We start from the raw sequence: 18065 nt of genomic DNA on the forward strand, positions 1-18065 counted from the left end.
ACCCGCAGAGCGATGGGTTTCTTGCCGGACGACAGAAACGTCGTAACGGGATCGGTTTCAACTGATTGTCAGAGCCACCCGTTCTCGTAAGCGATTCGGGCTGCCTCAAGTCGTTGCGCGGCCCCGAGTTTTGTCATCGCGGACGAGATGAGGTTGCGCACGCTCCCTTCCGAAAGATGCATGGCGGCCGCGACTGCCGAGGTGGACGCGTCGACCAGGAGCGAGACGAGGACCTGGGCTTCTCGTCTCGTGAGAGGAGAATCGCCGAGCGCGAAGCTCTCTGAGGCGAGCATGGGATCCAGGACGAGACCGCCTCTGTGAATTGTACGGATGGCGTCGAAGAGCTCTGCGGGAGGCGTGTCTTTGAGGAGGAATCCAGACGCACCCAATTTCACCGCGCGGCTCAAGTAGCCCGGGCGCGCGAAGGCTGTCAGCATGAGAATGCGACACGCGTTCTCACCCGACAGAATCTCCGCTGCAGCGGCGATCCCGTCCTGAAGCGGCATGTGCACGTCCATCAGAACAAGGTCCGGCGCAAGCGTGTGCGCCAATTGCACTGCCTCCACCCCCGTCGAGGCCTCTCCGACGACGTCGAAGTCCGCTTCATACGACAAGATCGCCGCGATCGAGTGCCGGATGAGGGATTGGTCGTCTGCTACGAGTATCCGAATCATCTGTGCTCCTCAACTGTCCAGTGCGCCGCCACCTTGAATCCTCTCGCAGAGCGGGGACCGAACGTAGCCGTTGCGCCCGCGAGGTCCATCCGCTCGGTGATCCCCAATAGGCCAGTTCCCCGGTTCGTGTCCGACTTTCGCGGTTCGCCATCGTCGGCGACCACGATTTCGGACCGGGTCAGCGTCACGGTGCAGATGCTCACTTTCGTGCTGTGCCGAAGAATGTTGGTGATGGCTTCCCGCACAAGGAATGCGGCTGCCGGCGCGATCGTCGCTGGCACATCGTCGGCGGTCCCATTGACGACCATTTTCACGCCAATGGCTTCCAATGTGTCTCGTCCGACCACGAGTTCTTCTCGCAATGTTGGCAGACGTCGCTCGTAGACGACGTCCCTCATCTGCCTCTGTGCATGACGTACGTATTGTTCAAGCTCGAGGAGCGGATCTGTCGCGCGCGACGGTACCCGATCGAGTGCAAGACCCACCAGCGCGGCTTTCGCCGCCGCCGCCGAAAGCGTGTTCCCCAGCGAATCATGAAGGTCGCGAGCGATGCGAAGCCGCTCGTAGCGCACGGCGGCCGGCAGCTCGTTGGCTTGAGCGAATCGCAGCTGAGTGCCGTCCGCCGCGGTAGCGCGGATCACTACGGCGAAGAGAGCCGAGACGCCAAGGATGACGATCGCCGAGATGGCGACACCCATGCCGTGAGTCGTCCAGGTGACGACCGCGATCATGATGATCGCGGCGCAGAAAATCACGGGCACGATTCTCGCTGTCGGAAGGAGAAGGAGAAGGCAGAAGATGACGATCTGCAGCGCGGGCAGGTGGGCAGTGTGATCAAGAAGCACGTACGGGACGATGGAAGGAATCACGAACCATAGGCCCGCTCCTCGCCGTCCGGCCTGCCTGCCGGCGGACCACCATGTCGCGACGACGCTGACCGCCGCAAAGAACGACAAGGACAGCGCTGAGACCAACTGCTGAGAGGGACTGGACGCTTGGGAGATGGCCCCCACAATGCCGAGAACGGCCGTGAGATGAACGCCTGCCACTCCTCCTCGCACGAGGACGACCGCCCGCCTGTCCCAAGCCGGGGCATTCGGAGGCGCCTCGTTGGGATCATCCGACACGGCGCGATCAGGAGCGACGCCCAGAATCGGATTCTCTCCTGCCCATCTCCCTGTGATTGCGAACCCGGTCTGTGCGTGTACGTCAAGGCTGAGAGCGCCTCCTGCGGCCGCGACGTACTGAGCGAGATCGTCGAGTTCCTTATTGCAGGCATCCGCTCTGCTGCGCCCACGTCGATCGTCGGCGACCGTGACAGACGTCTTGCGAAGTGAGATGGTGCAGACTCTCGCATTGCTGTGACGAAGAACGTTCGAGGTTGCTTCTCGAATGAGATGAGCGGCCGTCTCACGAGCGGCCGCTGGAACTTGGGCGGATGACCCCGAGATGGTCACGTCGATGCCTGCCGACGCGAGTGATGACCTGGCCTCCATGACCTGAGCGTCCAAGTCCGTCCGTCGATATCCGAGAACGGATCTACGCATCTCCTGAAGAGCCGACCTCACGATCCGATGCGCGTCCTGAACGAGATCGCGCGCACGCTCGGCATCGCCTTCCAGGGCCAGCTGGGCCGCGACGACAGATTGAAGCGCTTGCTCGAGATAGGGGTCCATCCCCTGTTCTATCTCGTGCAGGATCCGAGTGCGCTCAATGCTGACAGCGTTGGGGAGCAGCTGCTCCCGAGTCGTTCGGAGCAGCGTCGCAGTCCTCGTCGAGAGCCCGATGGCAGCGCCAAGCAAAGAGACCACAGCGCAGATGGCGACTCCGGCGCCGATGTCGACGAAACTCAACCCGCCGAACACGGGATTGGCCCCGGCGAAGATGATCGCACCCACCCCGAGCGCGATCGAGCCGATCAGCGGGAGCAGCGCGCCGACCTCGAAGATCAGGATGAGCCACGCGGGCCATCCCCCGGTTCCGCCTAGGACTGCATATGGAGAGAAGGCCCCTACGGTGAGAAGCATCAGAACGCACCGTGCGCCCAATCGCCGCTGTGGCGCGAACCAGCAGGCCGTGACACTCACAACGGCGAAAATGCCGAGAAGCACGAGCGGGATGACCGCGACTCCCGCACCGTCGCCGATGCCGACATGCTCTACCAGTTCGATGCCGAGGAGAAGGTGCGCGAGAGCGAATGCGATCCGAAGGAGCACCCTTGCGTTGGCATCCCAGGGCAGCGGGTCGCTGCCTGATGTTCCGGTCAGGTGGATCTGAAGCCGGCGATATCGTGACATCCCGACGGAGGGGCTCGTGCGTTCGCGCCCTGGATTCAACGTTGCGCCCCCTCCTTTTGCCAAGTATCGCGTGACGCCTGGACACGCGCCACCAAGACCGATTCGCGATGAGGAGTCCCGTGCTCTCGAACTGGGTGGTCGAAAGCACGGGACTCCGGGAAGAGCAGCGACACTCAAGGGTGTGAGGGGAGGTCACTTCCGAGTCGTCGCCGCTCCGTGCGTCACGCCAGTTGCCCGAACTTGGCGCGACGCAAGCAGGTGAGGTTCAGCGTCCTCTGTGGGGCTCGACAGGCACAGTTGCGCGCGAACCCCACACGAGGGTCAGGAGAGCACTCGCTGACGCCGACGGATCATCGCGAGTCCTCCGAGGAGCAAGATGGCGGCGATCCCGACTGCGGCTCCTGCGCCCGCGAATCCGGTGATCGCAAGACCGTCTGCCGTGACTTCCACGGCGGCGGTGTCCTCCTGCTCTCCGATATCCGTGCCGAACTCGTCCGTTGCGGAGACACGGACCGTGTTCACGTACCCCTCCCGGACGTTCGTCTGCTCGACGATGATCACAGTACTTTCGCCGGGAAGGATCTGCGCCACTGCCGGAATCTCGCCTACTGTCGGATCGGAGACGTTGACGTCCGTGAGCGTCGTGTTTCCGGTGTTGGTGATGGTGATCTGCCAGAAGACGTCGCCGCCCGAATCAACGACGACCTTTTCCGACCAGGGGCCTTCCGACGAGGTTGCCACCTTCTTAGAGACCTCGAATCCGGGAACTGCCCCATAGTAGTAGGAGTCATCAGCGGCGCTGATCTCGCCCCCTGCAACGGGGTTCGCTGCTGTAACCGTCACCGTGTTGTGATACTGACCCTCGACCGAGGTTCCCGTCGCCGACAAGGTCACCGACTCCCCCGGTGCGAGGGCATCGATCGTCTTGCTGAACACGAGGTTGTCGTCGCCATCGACATCGGTGACCACGATCTCGCTCAACGGAAGAGTTCCGGTGTTCGTGACCACGTAGGTCCAGGTCGCGTCAGTCCCCGGGGTGAGAACAAGTCCAGGGGCGCTGTCCACGTCCTCGCCGTTGGTCTGCTTCACCACATCCAGCCCGACTTCGCCGGCGACGTACCACGACTCATCAGCGGCAGTGTCCGGTTGCTGCCCGAGAAGCTCGCCCGATGCGTCCACCGCCGTCGCTGTGACGGTCGCGGTGTTGTGATATTGCCCGGGAACGGCCACGCCCTGAGCCGTAAACGTCCGCACTTCTCCGGGAAGAAGAGCTCCTGCCACAGTCGTCGTGGGAGTCAGCGATCCGGTGGAGCCGTCACCCGCCTGGAAGGAGTCAGCGACCGTGATGGCATCCAGTGGAGTGTCGCCGGTGTTCGTGACTTCGTAGGTCCACGTTACGGCCGACCCTGAGGCCACTGTGGCACCAGGGGCGGTGTCGTAGTAAACGCCGTTGGTCTTCTTGACGACGGTGAAGTCCGGGTGCCCCTCGACGGTGATGCGCGCGGGGTTGGACTCGAAACTCCGATCGACCGCGTTATAGATGCCAGTCGCCGTGACGTTGTTCGTTGCGGCATCAGCGTATGCGAGTCCAGCGGGCACGGTCGAGGGAACAACGAGGGTGAAATCCTCTCCTGTCGCCAGTGACGGAACGGACAGCCGGAACGAGGTGGCGCCCGTGGGGTCTGCGGACCACGTGCCGTTGTCCGCAGCTGTGGCATTCGCGGAGTACTCGACGGTCGATCCCGCAGGAGCTCCCGCTATGGCTGCGGCAATAGCGACGTCGAAAGCGCTTCCTCGCCCGTCGTTCACGAAGGGCAGTCGATCAAAGACCACCAAGTCCGTGACCGGGTTGGGAAGCACATTCGAAACGTAGACCTGCCACTCGGCCGTCCCCGGAGACGCGACCACGGCGTCGACGGCCCAGGCATCGCCCGCATCAGCGCGGGTGAGCTTTCCGATCAACAGCCCGCCAGCGGTGATGACCTCGCTGCTGTCGTTCCACACAGCGATCCTCGTCCGGTTCGCATCGAAGTCGTAGCTGTCGTTGCCGAAGAACGCGTAGTACCAGTCCATGGGAACGCTCGCGAAGCGCGGGTCATCGGTGTAGGCGAAAGACTGAACCGGTGCCGTCGTGTTGGCCGGGTCGTACGCCTGAGCGACAACCGTCACCGGCACGTTGTAGTCGAACCCAGTCGGGCTCGGCTTCGTTCCGCTCGGCTCCCCCAACGGACGCATGGACGGCAACTCGTCAAAGCTGAAGACCACCACCTGGTGCGCGACACCGGCAGCATCGGTCACCGTCTCCGTTGTGACCGTGAGTCCGTTTCCGACCGTGGGAACGGGGATGTCCGTCCCATAGACGGTGGTTGCCACGGGCGTTGCGCCGACCGTGGTGTCATAGAACACTCCCTCCGGCAGGACGACCCTCATCACTCCGTCCGTGTAGTCGTGCGTGGGATTCATGTTCTGGATTCTGGCCGTGTAGACGGCAGTCCCCCCGACAGGAAGCGTGGCGGGAGCATCCACGGTCGTGACGATCGCCACCCTGTCGACGAATGTCGTCGACGCCGTGTCCGTCGCGCCGGGGAGGGCCGCACCGCCGATAAGGCTGCCGTCGACGCTCGCCGTGTTCACGAGTGGCGTCGACGACGTCGACCCGTCGACGTATGACGCGAACAGAGGAATATAGCCGGGTGTCACGGTGACCTCCGAGCCCGAAGGGATCGCGGCGTCGGAGCCACCTGGAGACAGCACGATCCGCCAGCCGTTCAGCTGCACGCCTTCGGGGAGGTTGATCGTCGCGTCTGCCGAGAAGCCTGTCGAGTTCTCATACCCGACGGATCCAGTCGTCTGAACCAGCACCTCGAGCAATGCGGAGCTCGTGAAGGAACCCGGCATCGTCTGCCACGACGAATCAGCCGTCGTGGTGTATTGCAGCTGGACCGGGACTGATGCTGCGCGCAGGGTCGCGTTGTAGTCGAGGACCAGCCGATAGATGTCAAGGTGCTCGAAGTACTCGACGTTCCCGCCGGTAGATCCATCCGTGACGACCATCGTGTCCAGGAGGTCGGAGTCAAGACTGTTCAGGTAGGACGCCTTGACCCGGTAACCGCGGAGGAAGTATCCGTCCCCTGCCGTCTCCGTCTCGGCTCCGGCGGTGTTCGCGGTCTTGCTCACGAACACGCCCTTGGTCGAGCCACCGATCATGGCGGGGCCCTGAGCACTGGACGGCGCGATGTCGTGCCAGTTGCCGCTGTAGTCACGAACCGAGGACTGCACCGTGTTCACCGGTGGGCGGCTCCCATCGGGGAAGACTGCCGCTGGGTAGTGGACGGTGATCCACACATCCACACCAGTGCCGCTCAGGTAGCCGGCCGTCGGACCGTAGGCTGCCTGATCTCTCGTCCAGGTAGCCGTCTGCCCGGTTGCCGAGCTTCCGCTGATCACCCAGGTGCCAAGACCGGTTGAGGTGCCGGTCACGACCGCACCTGCCGGCAGCTGGTCGACGAATCGCTGTCCCCACGTCGTAAACGTCTCAGTCGTGCTCGGCGCCCAATCCGGCGTCGACATGTTGAAGTAGTACGTCACGTCACGGTTGTTGCTGCCAGTGACCGTGGACTGAGTCTTTCCCGAGCTGTACGTGAAGTTTCCGGTGACAGCCGTGGTGGCCGAGTCGGCAGGAACTGCACCTCCCTCGCTTGGCGATCCCGAGATGGTGGTGTCATACACGGTGTTGGCGTCTTTGACGGTGTTGCCCACCTGATTCACGCCGAAGACGAACGACGTCAGCGGCTCCGTGAGATCTTTGAGGGTGAAGACCACCGTCCGCGTCGCGGGATCCCATGCCGCGGATGCGACCGGCGAATCCCCACCGGTCGGAACACCGGAGAACTCCAGCCCGACCGGCAACTGTGCAGTGAGCACTGTTCCGGTCGATGGCCCTGATGCCGTGTCAGCAGCGACCGTCACCGTATACGTGAAGGCATCGTAGATCGGCACTGTCGACGTCGACGTGATCTCCACCGTGTAGTCCGCCGTCGCCGCGGAAGCCGGAGCGGCAATCCCGACGGCCGAAACGAATCCGGCGAGAAGCGCCAAGATCATGCCCACGGCAAGGCTGCTCACCCCACGCATACCGGGCGCGCCTAACCGATGCGTGCCAGTCATCCCCAGTTTTCTCATGCTGCCCCCACGTTGAAATCTCCCGGCGCAAACCGCCACTTCGAGCCTGGAACGAAACAAGACGAACAGGTAGTGCGCCAAGTCATCGATGTTCATGTGATTTGAGTCACATAGCCGGCCGCTACCGACGACACGGTCGACCGGAAGATAGCGGTGAGTGGCTCGACGCCGATCGTGATCGGGTGGATCCGGATACGGGGAATGGGCTACCCGAAGTAACGACTTCATCTCGCCGCTTAATGCGTGGCGCTGAAACCACTCTCATCCAGTGAGGCCCTGACCTTTACCCGACGCTCACACCGAAGTGGCACGTCGACTCGACGAAGTCTTCGACGTCTGCCCACCGGGCCAGCACATTCGACAGCCCCCTTGGATTGCTCCGAGGCACACCATCAAGGAGACATCCAGTGGAGAACTGCACACCCATGCTCGCCGAAACCGGCGCTGATGGCCGCGTCCTGATCTTGGTAGGGGTGATCACCCTCCTTGCTGGTCTCGCAGCCATTCTCCTCGCACGCCGCTCGAAGCATGCCGGTCTGCTCGCATCCGGACTCGTTCTCGCGATTGTCACCGCTACAGCTCTCATCACGCCGACGGTTGCGTCCGCGTCCGCGGAATGCGACCCTTCGACGGTCAGCATGCCCTCGCCGACCGCCTCAGCACCGGTCACTCCCGATGCTCCTACCGAGGCCCCCGTCCCGACTGACCCACCAGCCCCCGTCACCCCGGTATGTCCGGCAGCTGGTGAGCTCACCTCGCTCCCCGCTGGCCAGTTCATCGCTTGGGCTCCGATCACCGTCGAAGACCCGACAGATGTCCCGGGCGACTCCCCGTGGGAATGGGCGAAGGTCTACGAGGGTGGGATCAGCGGGTACACCTGGTACGTCACCTCCGACTCCGGAACGCGCTCAGAAGACTGCGGCGGAATGCCGCTGACAAACGGCGAATGCACGCCGTACCCCGCGGAGGTCCACTTCAACAACGTCGTCTGGCAACCCATTGATGAGACGACGACCGAATGGATGGTCTGGGGCAGCGGATACTCCGATGGCTGCAGAGGATCATCCGGAGTCGCCTGACAAGCCGCCCACAGACCGACGCCACCAGCGGAACCCACGCTTGTCAACGGACCTGTTGCCAAGCCACGTCCAGGGACACCCCGGTCCCGCACGGCCGACGCGCGATGAGGAGTCCCATGCTCTCGGACCGGATGGTCGAGAGCATGGGACTCCGGGGAGAGCGGCGCAACTCAAGGTCGTGAGGGGAGGTCACGTCCGAATTGTCGCCGCTACGTGCATCGCGTCAGTCGACCCCAGCCTGGCGCGATGCAAGCATATGAGCGGGCTCTGGTGATCGCGAGTGCGGGACGGAGGCAACGCGCCCCGTCCCGCACTTCTCACCTCGACGTTCGGCGGCGGACGTAAAGTACGCCTCCGACGACCAGCAGTATGAGCCCTGCGAAGACGACCCACCCGGTCACCGTTCCACCCGTGATGGCGAGACCTGTGACGACGGGAGGCGTCGGTGTCGGGGTGGGTGTCGCAGGCGGCGCGGGGGGAACGACTATTCCTGCGTCGAGGTCCAGCCGTTCCGCCCCCGCACCGACCGTGATCGATTCCGACTGCCCGGTCACCTGATCGGCATCCGAGTCGAAGAGGATGTCACCATCGACGCCGTTCAGCGGGACCGTGAAGGCCCACCCGGTCTGCAACGCGGCGGGATCGAAGGTCACGGTGTACTCTCCCGCGCGCAGCGACTCGAAGAGGTATCGGCCGTCGGCGTCGGTCGTGGTCGACAGGGACACCACGTTGCCGAGATCATCCGTGCCGGTGAGCGCCACCGGGTAGCCGGCGACCGGCAGTTCACCGTCGTCCTGGACCCCGTCGGCGTCGGCGTCGAACCAGACGAAGTCGCCGATCGTGGATCCGCTGACGGTCTCCGGCTGCAGGATAGGACCGACGTTGAAGACGAGTCCGTTCGCCGAGGCTTCGACGGCGTTGACGAACACGTCGCCTGCTTCATCTCCCGTCGCGACCATCGTCACCTTCGCCTGCACCACATCACCGTTCAGGAACGGGCCGGGGCGAAGGAAACGCAGACCCGTCACGGTTCCGGCATCGGTCGGGCAGTCACCCGTTCCGATGACGACGTTCCCACCGGATGGCGCATCGCACCAGGCGATGCCATCCGCACCATTGGAGGCGTCATCCGGGTTGCTGATGACATCGGCATCGCTCGTGTACAGCACGGTGACGCCGGTCCCCGCAGTGACTTCGACGCTCTCGAACACCATGGTCCCCGAGAAGTCGGACCCCTGCTCACCGGTGGTCACCGGGAGTGTGTCGATGACGTCGACGTCGCTCACGGCCGTGGGGGCGTTGAAGTTCGCGAGGTCGATCTGCCACACGTTCTTCTCCGTCGCGGCGTTCCCATCGGGGTTCACCTGCACCACAGGGGTGAGCGGCGTCTTCTCCAGGCGTACACCGGCGGCCTGTTGAATGGCCACCTGGGCGGCGTCCGTCCGATCTTCGATCGGGGTCGGATCTGCCGGGTCGGTCTGCACCGTCACGGTGTTCGTGTACGTGCCGGGAGCGGCGACAGAGGAGATGCGCGTCTCGACGGTCACGGGCGGGATGTCGGTGTTCGGCACGTAGTCGCCGATGTCGAATCGCAGGTAGGTTCCCGAGTCGCACGTGATGCTCGCGCCCGCAGGAGCCGGGGCGGGCTGCGCGACCGTCGGAGTGACGGATGCGTTCTGGAACAGCACGCCCGCAGGGAGGCAGTCCTCGAGCACTACCGGCTGCGCGAGGCTCGCCACGGTCGCCGCCGTTGACAGCTTCGGAGCGAGTTCCCACGTCACGGTGTCTCCGCCGGTCGCATTGGTGAGCTCCGTGCGCTCACCGTTCACCAGCACCGACTTCTGCACGCGCACATACGCCGGCGCGTAGATGAGCCGGTCACCGGGTGCGCCCGTGTGTGCGGCGGGGTCGTACTTCGACAGGAGCGTGGGGTTCATGGCCAGAAGCTCCGCAGCGGTGTACTCCTGACCGAACTTCATCGTCACGCCGGCCCAGTTGGGCATGATCGCACCGGCGTCCTGGCCTGGTACGACCCGCAAGGCGATCGAGAAGTAGTTGGTCATCGCCGACAACGCGGTGGCTTCAGGCTCTTCAATGGTCGTCCAGATGCGCACCTGGTTCACAGCGGTGTAGATGCCCTCTGCGGCCAGCGCCGAGTCGTTGCCCGGAACGAGAGCGGGGTCGTCGTACCAGGTCCCCGCGCGGCAGCCGGTGTCGTCCGCCCCCGGATCAGCCACGTTCGAATACTGGATCGTGTAGTCAGGGTCAGGAGCACCGTAAGATCCGCTCAACCACACGGCTTCGCCGTCGGACGGGAACGTCTGCGCATAGGTACCCCAGGTGCCGTAGTCGCCGTCGTGCAGCTGCAGCTTGGTGTTGTCCCACACATCGCAGGCCAGCGCGGAACCCGGCTGGCTGTTCGCCAGGGTTGCCCCTCTCACCGTGAGCAGGGAGATCACGTCCTGCCCGGCAGAGGCGAGGATCGTTCCGCTCTTGACCTGCTGCCCGCCAGGAGGACCTTCTGCGACGCCGTTGCTCGGGATATAGACGCCTGCTGGGGTGTTCCCTTCGGCACCGCCGACACCGGCGAAGTACTTGTCGAATCCGCCTGGCTGGTTCACGATCATCGTGAAGTCGCGATAGCTGTTCCACGGCTCATCGGCGGCGGTCGGCTGCGGGGTGCCGTCGAGCGCCGTGCCCTGCAGTGCGCTGTACTCGTTGTGCGCGCTGAGCGTCGTCGTTGTTCCGACCGTCGTTCCGAACGTCGTAACAGCGGCGTTCGGAACCTCGATAGAGACCGTCGCCGCGACAGCGTATGCGCGGCCGTCGGGAATGGCCAGGCCTTCGGGCCGCCACACCTCTGACGGATAAGTGTAGAGCGACCAGTCCGTGCCCGTGACGGTGACCGTAGCGTCATCGCCAGGGGCGGGCTGGGCGCAGGCGATCGTTCCGGTGTTGCGTACCGCGTTGTCTTCCGTTGCGCCGCCATAGGTCAACCTCGGCAACGGGTTCATGTAGAAGTTTGCGGCAGAACAGGTCGCGAGGCGCGGGGCGTAGAGCGCATCTGCCTGCGCTCCGGCGTCCACCCAGGTCTGCGAGCCGGTCACGGCGGTGCCGTAGAACGAATCGGGGTTGAGGAGGTCTGTGAATGAGACCGGGCCGGTGAGCGGGGTCGTGCCCTTGCCGCCGTTTTCTGCCGAGATCAGCACTGAGAACACGCGAAGGTGGCAGGTGCCGGGCATCGTGGTGCAGGCACGAACCTCGGAGTAGACGAGCCCCGAGTTCTCCTGCACGTTGACGCCGTTCTTGCTGAGGTCCCACTTCGGGGCTGCCGATACAGTCATCGACACGTCGTCGGTGGACGAGACGGGCGTCGGGACCGCCTCGGTCGATACGGATGCCACGGCGGTCGGAAGCACCGTCCCGTTCGGCACCTCGATGCGCTGGAACGCCGGCAACTGCAGAAACTGCGTGGAGTTCGCCGGCAGGTCGCCGATCGCACAGGTCAACGTCTGCTGCGGCAGAGTCGTCCAGCTCGTCGATGTCAACGGCACGGTCGGCGCCGGGATCGCCGGTGTCGGCGTCGCGTCCTTCGTCGAGTCGACGGGATCATTGCACCACGCCGGTACATCGCGGAACTCCTGCCCCTGCGGCAGGGTCAGACTCACGATGGCCCCGGTTCCGGTGCCGCCGTTGGCTGCCACCTCGATCTGGTAGATCACCTGGTCGTTCGTGCGGATGATGTCGTTGTCCGGCCCCGTATCGAAGCCGTTCCCGTCTGTCGCGTCCCAGCTCGGCGTCCCCGTCTGCGCAGACAGCGAGATCTGCAGCGTCTCCCCCGCCGCCTGCGCGGCAGTGGCGGGCGCGACAAGAGAGATCACGCTTGCGGCGATGACCGCGCTCGCTGTGAGCCAGCGCGGCCTTGTCTTCTGAGTGGTCATGCGGACCGTCCTCCAGTTGTCATTCGAACTTCGAAAGCGGGGCGCAGAGCTGCACGTATGTGCGCGGGCGCGGTGACTCGCCGGATAGCGAGCAACGGTCGGGACTCATTTGCATCGTTGCCGAGATGTACCCCGAGGCGCTCCCCACGCGTTCCCCATTCCGGGCCTCCACTAGACGCGAAGACCCTCCCCACTCCATCGTCGGCGCGCCGGGTGATCGACGGAACTCTCACCCATCACCTCTTCGAGGTGACTTCTGTCATCTCGAAGGTCGTACGCGTGCCGACCTGGAGAAGCACTTGATACGCATAAGATGTATCGTTTCAATAGAGTTGTTTCAAGGTCGACGAATCGGGAGGCGCGATGATCAGTCGTAGGAACTTCTTGCAAAACTCGGCAGCAAGTGCGATCTTCGCTGGGGCTGCAGCGCTATCCCCGTCGCCACCGCGCGTAGTCGAGTCCGCGTATGACTACACCTTCAGATTGAGCGCCTTAGCGGGAACTCACGATACTTCCGGGGCCACGCTGTTCCAGAGCGTAAAGCCACGGCTTGCGGCGCTTTTTCCGCTCGGTGGAATGGTGAATGATCCGTCGCCTGGAAACGAGCTCCACCTGTACATCCGACGCTCGTACATCCGCGTCCGCGCGGCACCCCGCACTGCTCGCGTGCTGGTCTCCTCCATTGGCTCGACATCCTTCGCGCTGAAACCCCTCGCTGGGCAGCTGGGTGGCAGGGGCAACGAGCTTACGATCACCTTTGCGGACTCGACGTTGCGCGTGCGCGCGACTGGTCCACGGCTTGTCCAGGTAACGGAGGAGTGGGAACCTTGGGTGCTTTGGAGTTCGTTCGCATCGAGCATTGAACTGACAACAGCATCTGGCCTCCCCCCGAGCACAGGCACGCTCCAACCCTTCGGTCACGTGCGACTCCGGTAGCTTCAGACTCCTGCTCCGCGACCGCTGCGGTCGGCGATCACGCCCGCTGCCAGGTGATCGATCACCGCCATGACTTGGACGGTCTATTGATATCTCGCTCCCACCGCACTAATCTCCGACAGAGAATGGTTGTTCACTGTAAGAGAACGGGATGAGGCGGGACGCATGTTTGATGTTCGCGATTATGGAGCCATCGGCGACGGCGTCGCGGACGACTCCGCAGCATTCGTCGCCGCTCTCGCCGCAGGCGATGCGTACATGCCAGAAGGCACGTATAGGTTGGGATCGACCGTGGCGATACCCGCCGGGCGCCAGCTTATGGGCTCGGGGGCGAAGACCACGACGATCCTCGTCACCACCGACATCACCGCGTTGACATGGGCCGGAGGCCAGGCGGAATCGCTGCGAAACTTCCGCCTCCGCTCGTGGTACGTCGGGAATCGGACCGCTTGGGATATCGATGTCACCAACCCGGTGAAGACAGTTTTCGAGGACATCGAGATCGACGGCGCCACCGGCATGACCGGAAACTGCGGAATCCGCATGCGCGGCGATAACAGTCGGCCCGGAGAAGCGCACTTCATGCCGCAACTCTCCCGAGTGTGGATCCGAAACGGCCGGCTTGTCGTGAATCAGGTCAGCGACGGACACGTCTCGGATAGCTTCATCTGGTCCAACAACAATACCGACGTCGCGGCTGTGGATTTCTCGAACATCGCTGACGGGTGGTCGTTCAGCAATGTAGATACCGTTCCGGGCACGGGCGACGGCTCTTCGTACAGCTTTACCAATGTTCACAACATCGTCATCAACGGCGGATACTCGGATGGGTCCTATGTCGACATCATGACGGGTTACGGCATCAAGGCCGTCAACTCAGGCCAGCTATTCGTCGCTGGTTGGCGGACTTACAACCTCGGCAAGAGCGGTATCCACTTGACCAACACCCATAACTGCTCGTTCAGCGCGGTGGGATTCCAGCAAGGGAACAAAGCGGACGGCGGGTATCCCGACATCGAACTCGTTGCCTCCACCGGCAATACTTTTCTGGGAACAGAGCACTCACAGCCGGCGGCACACGCCGCTAAGGGGCAGATCTACAGGGAGGACGCCGCCTCGACGCACAACTCCTTCGACTACGCGGCCATCGTCACCGTCTCGGGAAACCAATATGCGACACCCTACTTCCAGGGAAACGCGACCACGATCGGAGCATCCTGCCGGCCACGCTCGCTGTGGACGCGTCACGCCAGCGCCCCCAACTTCCAAGTGCCGCCCGCATCGCTGCTGACCATCCCTTCGCCGAGTCCCTGGCCGGCCGCGAATACCGTGATCGCTCATCGGATGCATATTCAAGTCGGCGCCGTGTACTCCCTCGCCCAGTTCCGCGTCGACTCCGGGTCCGGAAACATGCAGATCGCGCTTCTCAAGATCGGCGCGGGCGGCGCCTGGACGAGACCCCTCAACTCAGGGACCGTCGCGTGCACGACTGGCGATAAGAGCCAGAGCATGACCGCTGCGTACTTGGATCCCGGCGAGTACGCCCTCGCTCTGTGGTGCGACAACGCGACTGCGGTGCTGCGGTACGCGACCAACTCCGGACTGGTGGCCACACGGCTCACCTCGGAATGGGTGAGCGCCGAGGGCATCTCGGCATCCGGAGTGCTGACATGGGGATCGCCGAAGTACGTCGGAGGGCTCGTACTCGCAAACTGAGCGAGCGCTCCAGCGGGACGCTAGTTGGTGATTCGGATGTAGTCGATGCTCACGGAGTCACCAGACGATGATGGATTCAATGGATCAATCCGCAACTGTTTGATGGTGCCAACCCACGAAGGATTTTGCGACATATCGATCACATAGTCGGTGTAATCACTGCGGGGCACCAACGTGAAGGAAACTGATTTTTCCTCATTCCAGGTCGCATCTGTCACGGTCGTGAAGTAGACCTTGGCCGATGCCCCGTTCGACCCGTTTCGCAAGCGAACCCGAATCGTGTCATGCGTCCCGGGAGAATTCAATGCGAGCGCATCTGGAGATTTCAGCTGCATGTCTGCTCCGGTCGCTGCCAAATCAAAAACAACCGTTGGCGACCAGGCCAGAGAGCTGAAGCGATGACCAGCTCTCAGTGTTCCCGTTCACGTTGAAATTCCAGCTCTTGGCGGTCGAATACCCAGCACCTGTGTTATGCAACTTGAATTCATACATGATAGGGGTTCCCGTGCCGCTTGTGTAGTAGATCCTGGCCTTCGTGGCCGTGACCGCGGCGAAGTTGTGAACACTTGGCGCGCTCTTACTGCCGATGGTAGTCCCGGAGTAGGCGGCCACCCATGACTGGCCAGTCCAGTATTCGAGGCGAAACCCTGAAGTTCTTCCGCCGTATTCGGAAAGTACTGCCTGGTTGAACGTGGTCATGCCTCCGAAGTCGACTTGCAGCCACTGTCCGCCGAATGCCGAATATGGCGCCGCCTGCCAGTTCGTTGAATCCGAGCCGTCGAACGCGAAACTGGCGGCCTGCCCCGTGGACCACTCCGACGATGCCGCGTACTGTTCGCATCGGGCGAGGTTTGATCGCCACGGCGAGCATCCTTCAAGAATCGGCCGCAGCCGAGTGATGACTTTGTCTATGCCGGCGTCGTTGGGGTGGACGGTGTCGGCATAGTCAGCGGATCCCAGCCAACCTGTGGTGTCAACGAAGAAGACGTTCGCGTCGCCGGCCGAGACTCGCGAGTCAACCGCATACTTCACCTGCGAGGCCTTGTAGCCGCCAAACGGTCGCAGTGCGAGGATCTCCGCCGAAGGATGCACGTGGCGAATATCCGTGAGGAGTTCGACGTAATTGCTCTGGAACACGTCATTCGGAACGCCATGGCCGCTGTCATTCGTTCCGATGTTTACGACGACCTGCGACGGCGTGTATGCAGAAAAGTCCCACGGGCTGCTCGGCGATGCCTCGATGTTCTCCTTGTGGGAATAGGACGAGATCATTCCCACGGTATTGACCCCCGTGCACGAGTAGCCATCGGGAAGGCACATGCCGCCGTGAGCGATCTGAACATGTTCCGCCCCGACGCTTTCCGCTATTCTCCACGCGTAGCTCCTCGTCGGCATGCCGGACGATCCGTACCCCACGGTGATGGAGTCGCCGACGAATTCGATAATTCTCCGCGGTGCAGGAGCGGGCTGCGTCGCACCCGAGTCGGAAAGCAGAAGCCCAGCAAACTCGAATTCGGTGCTGCCATCCCCATGCGGCACCAGCACAAGTGAATGCAGTCCGCTCGACAACGAGGTCTCGGCAAGGTCGATCACCGCATTCGGTGAGCCTTGATAGATTCTGAATGGGGCCCCGTCAATGCTTGCCTCGATGTCCGCCTCGGTCGAGCCGAGAACGACCTTGAGCGACGTGCCCGTGAAGTTCACCTTCAGGTACGTTCCTGGCCAGAGCGCTGAGGAGTAGGCCGCGGAGTTCGCACGATCCCAGCGGCCGAAGTACTGAATGTTCGCATCCGTCGGGGAGACGGATGCGTCAGCGCGCGCGGAAACCGGCAAGAAGACCGCGATCGTCGCCGTCAAGAGGAGCGCCAGGGTGAATCTCAACGGCACGCGTTCAGCCATTTGTTTGTGCATCTTCTTCTCCTGAACAATCTGTGTAAGGAGGACAGCAACGGGATGATCTGTGGATCGAGGGACGAAGCGGTCTCAGAGGAACGGAACTCGACTGTTGTCCCATCGCCCACGGGTGAAGTCCGGGACGTCGACGAACTCGAGTCGACCGTTTGAGAGCTCGGTCAGAGGACTGATCGAGCTCAGCAACGCCGCGTCATAGACATCCATGTCCGGCGCGTCACCGTTCACCATCGCCTCGATGAGCCGCCACAGCATGATGTAGTCCATTCCCCCGTGGTCTCCCGCGCGAGCTTGCTCGCCCTTTTCCGTCCAGAAGTGGTGCTCATACCGCGATGCCATGGCGTCAAGGCGGCCAGGGGCATGTTCCACCGGCTTCCCCGGCACCGGCAGCGAATCCTCGAGGTACACCTGATTCTCAAAACCATTGGCGTAGCCCTTGGTGCCGGAAATGACGTTGTGCCGGTTGTAGGGCCGGGGACTGATCTCATCGTGTTGCAGCATGATTGTTCGCCCCTTGGCCGTCCGCAGCACAGAGACGTTCATATCGCCGCACACATAAGTGTCAGGAGACACCTGACCGGTGCCCGCCTCGTATGCCTGGAGTCCGAGTGCAGCAGAACTGAGGGAAGCGAGGGTCGTAATGCGATCACCCCGGTTGATCTGAAGATAGTTGGCGACCGGTCCCAGCCCGTGAGTCGGGTAGAGGTTCCCGTTCCTCCGCGTCCGCGCGATGCGCCGCCAGGATTTTTCAGCGAGATAGTTGCGTATGTCATGGATGTAGCTCGCATCCGCATGCACCAGCTCACCGAGGACGCCGGCGCGCACCATGTTGAGCATCATCAGCTCTTCTTCGCCATAGCAACAGTTTTCGAGCATGACGCAATGTCGCTGCGTTCTTTCCGACGTCGTGACGAGTTCCCAGCACTCTTCGATAGTGACGGCCGCCGGCACCTCGACCGCGACGTGCATGCCCGCATTCATCAGTTGCACGGCGATCCATGCGTGGTCACTCCACGCGGTTGCCACAATCGCCAGGTCGTAGCGCTCCCGATCCTCGATGAGTTGCTGCAGCGCATCCTCACCGACGTACAAATCGGGCGGCTCATGTCCGTCGGCGACAAGACTCGACCTGCCAGCATCAGCCCGTTCGGAATCGATCTCGCAGAGTGCGGCGATCTTTGCCTTCGGCAGTCTGCGAAGCGAACTGAGAAGGCTCGCCTGTCTCGAGCCGAGCCCGACGATGGCGGTGCGAACGACGTCGTGCTTCTCGAATGGCTTGCCTAGCATTTTCCCTTTTCCTTTGGGCTACATTGCGTGAACCTACGAGTA

10 protein-coding genes and 1 pseudogene are annotated in these 18065 nt (G+C 62.9%); 4 read left to right on the plus strand and 7 right to left on the minus strand.

Annotation, left to right across the window (positions count from 1 at the left end):
- Nucleotides 1-68 precede the first annotated feature (68 nt).
- The 3 genes from QFZ53_RS02005 to QFZ53_RS02015 form a co-directional block, all read right to left on the minus strand.
- Nucleotides 69-674, minus strand: coding sequence for a response regulator transcription factor (locus QFZ53_RS02005; RefSeq protein WP_307292966.1), 606 nt, complete (start codon nucleotides 672-674; stop codon nucleotides 69-71).
- Nucleotides 671-2890: a sensor histidine kinase gene (locus tag QFZ53_RS02010; RefSeq protein WP_307292968.1), complete on the minus strand. Its 2220-nt coding sequence runs from the start codon at nucleotides 2888-2890 to the stop codon at nucleotides 671-673. The genes QFZ53_RS02005 and QFZ53_RS02010 overlap by 4 nt, the downstream gene beginning before the upstream one ends.
- A 402-nt stretch (nucleotides 2891-3292) precedes the next feature.
- On the minus strand, nucleotides 3293-7075 hold the full coding sequence (locus QFZ53_RS02015; RefSeq protein WP_444916546.1) for a DUF7507 domain-containing protein: 3783 nt from the start codon (nucleotides 7073-7075) through the stop codon (nucleotides 3293-3295).
- Between the two features lie 503 nt (nucleotides 7076-7578).
- Between QFZ53_RS02015 and QFZ53_RS19815 the strand changes: the two are divergent.
- Together QFZ53_RS19815 and QFZ53_RS02020 are read left to right on the plus strand one after the other, a co-directional pair.
- Nucleotides 7579-7671, plus strand: a pseudogene (locus QFZ53_RS19815) (LPXTG cell wall anchor domain-containing protein); the annotation flags it as partial.
- A 120-nt stretch (nucleotides 7672-7791) separates the two neighbouring features.
- Nucleotides 7792-8232: a hypothetical protein gene (locus QFZ53_RS02020; RefSeq protein WP_307292974.1), complete on the plus strand. Its 441-nt coding sequence runs from the start codon at nucleotides 7792-7794 to the stop codon at nucleotides 8230-8232.
- Nucleotides 8233-8549: 317 nt separating this feature from the next.
- Here the strand turns inward: QFZ53_RS02020 and QFZ53_RS02025 are convergent, their stop codons facing one another.
- Nucleotides 8550-12173, minus strand: a complete 3624-nt coding sequence (locus QFZ53_RS02025; RefSeq protein ID WP_307292977.1) for an SdrD B-like domain-containing protein — start codon at nucleotides 12171-12173, stop codon at nucleotides 8550-8552.
- 363 nt (nucleotides 12174-12536) lie between these two features.
- On the opposite strand from QFZ53_RS02025, the gene QFZ53_RS19820 reads away from it, so the two are divergent.
- Nucleotides 12537-13109, plus strand: coding sequence for a twin-arginine translocation signal domain-containing protein (locus QFZ53_RS19820; protein ID WP_373426221.1), 573 nt, complete (start codon nucleotides 12537-12539; stop codon nucleotides 13107-13109).
- Between the two features lie 165 nt (nucleotides 13110-13274).
- Nucleotides 13275-14825 (plus strand): glycosyl hydrolase family 28-related protein, encoded by a 1551-nt coding sequence (locus QFZ53_RS02030; RefSeq protein ID WP_307292980.1) that lies wholly within the window; start codon nucleotides 13275-13277, stop codon nucleotides 14823-14825.
- A 20-nt stretch (nucleotides 14826-14845) separates the two neighbouring features.
- Here QFZ53_RS02030 and QFZ53_RS02035 read toward each other — a convergent pair whose 3' ends face one another.
- The 3 genes from QFZ53_RS02035 to QFZ53_RS02045 all read right to left on the minus strand — a co-directional run bounded on the left by QFZ53_RS02035 (nucleotide 14846) and on the right by QFZ53_RS02045 (nucleotide 18023).
- Nucleotides 14846-15160, minus strand: a complete 315-nt coding sequence (locus QFZ53_RS02035) for a hypothetical protein (protein WP_307292981.1) — start codon at nucleotides 15158-15160, stop codon at nucleotides 14846-14848.
- Nucleotides 15161-15182: 22 nt separating this feature from the next.
- A complete protein-coding gene (locus tag QFZ53_RS02040) occupies nucleotides 15183-16736 on the minus strand; it encodes a GDSL-type esterase/lipase family protein (RefSeq protein ID WP_307292983.1) in 1554 nt (517 codons plus the stop codon).
- A gap of 72 nt (nucleotides 16737-16808) precedes the next feature.
- Nucleotides 16809-18023, minus strand: coding sequence for a Gfo/Idh/MocA family protein (locus QFZ53_RS02045; protein WP_307292986.1), 1215 nt, complete (start codon nucleotides 18021-18023; stop codon nucleotides 16809-16811).
- Nucleotides 18024-18065: the final 42 nt, after the last annotated feature.

Source organism: Microbacterium natoriense (assembly GCF_030816295.1).
Classification (GTDB): domain Bacteria; phylum Actinomycetota; class Actinomycetes; order Actinomycetales; family Microbacteriaceae; genus Microbacterium; species Microbacterium natoriense_A.

Bases quoted from the DNA above. Each gene is read 5' to 3' on its own strand.
- QFZ53_RS19820 (WP_373426221.1), top strand. From the start codon at position 12,537: ATGATCAGTCGTAGGAACTTCTTGCAAAACTCGGCAGCAAGTGCGATC.
- QFZ53_RS02035 (WP_307292981.1), bottom strand. From the start codon at position 15,160: ATGCAGCTGAAATCTCCAGATGCGCTCGCATTGAATTCTCCCGGGACG.
- QFZ53_RS02045 (WP_307292986.1), bottom strand. From the start codon at position 18,023: ATGCTAGGCAAGCCATTCGAGAAGCACGACGTCGTTCGCACCGCCATC.
- QFZ53_RS02015 (WP_444916546.1), bottom strand. From the start codon at position 7,075: ATGATCTTGGCGCTTCTCGCCGGATTCGTTTCGGCCGTCGGGATTGCC.
- QFZ53_RS02020 (WP_307292974.1), top strand. From the start codon at position 7,792: ATGCCCTCGCCGACCGCCTCAGCACCGGTCACTCCCGATGCTCCTACC.
- QFZ53_RS02025 (WP_307292977.1), bottom strand. From the start codon at position 12,173: ATGACCACTCAGAAGACAAGGCCGCGCTGGCTCACAGCGAGCGCGGTC.
- QFZ53_RS02040 (WP_307292983.1), bottom strand. From the start codon at position 16,736: ATGCACAAACAAATGGCTGAACGCGTGCCGTTGAGATTCACCCTGGCG.
- QFZ53_RS02005 (WP_307292966.1), bottom strand. From the start codon at position 674: ATGATTCGGATACTCGTAGCAGACGACCAATCCCTCATCCGGCACTCG.
- QFZ53_RS02030 (WP_307292980.1), top strand. From the start codon at position 13,275: ATGTTTGATGTTCGCGATTATGGAGCCATCGGCGACGGCGTCGCGGAC.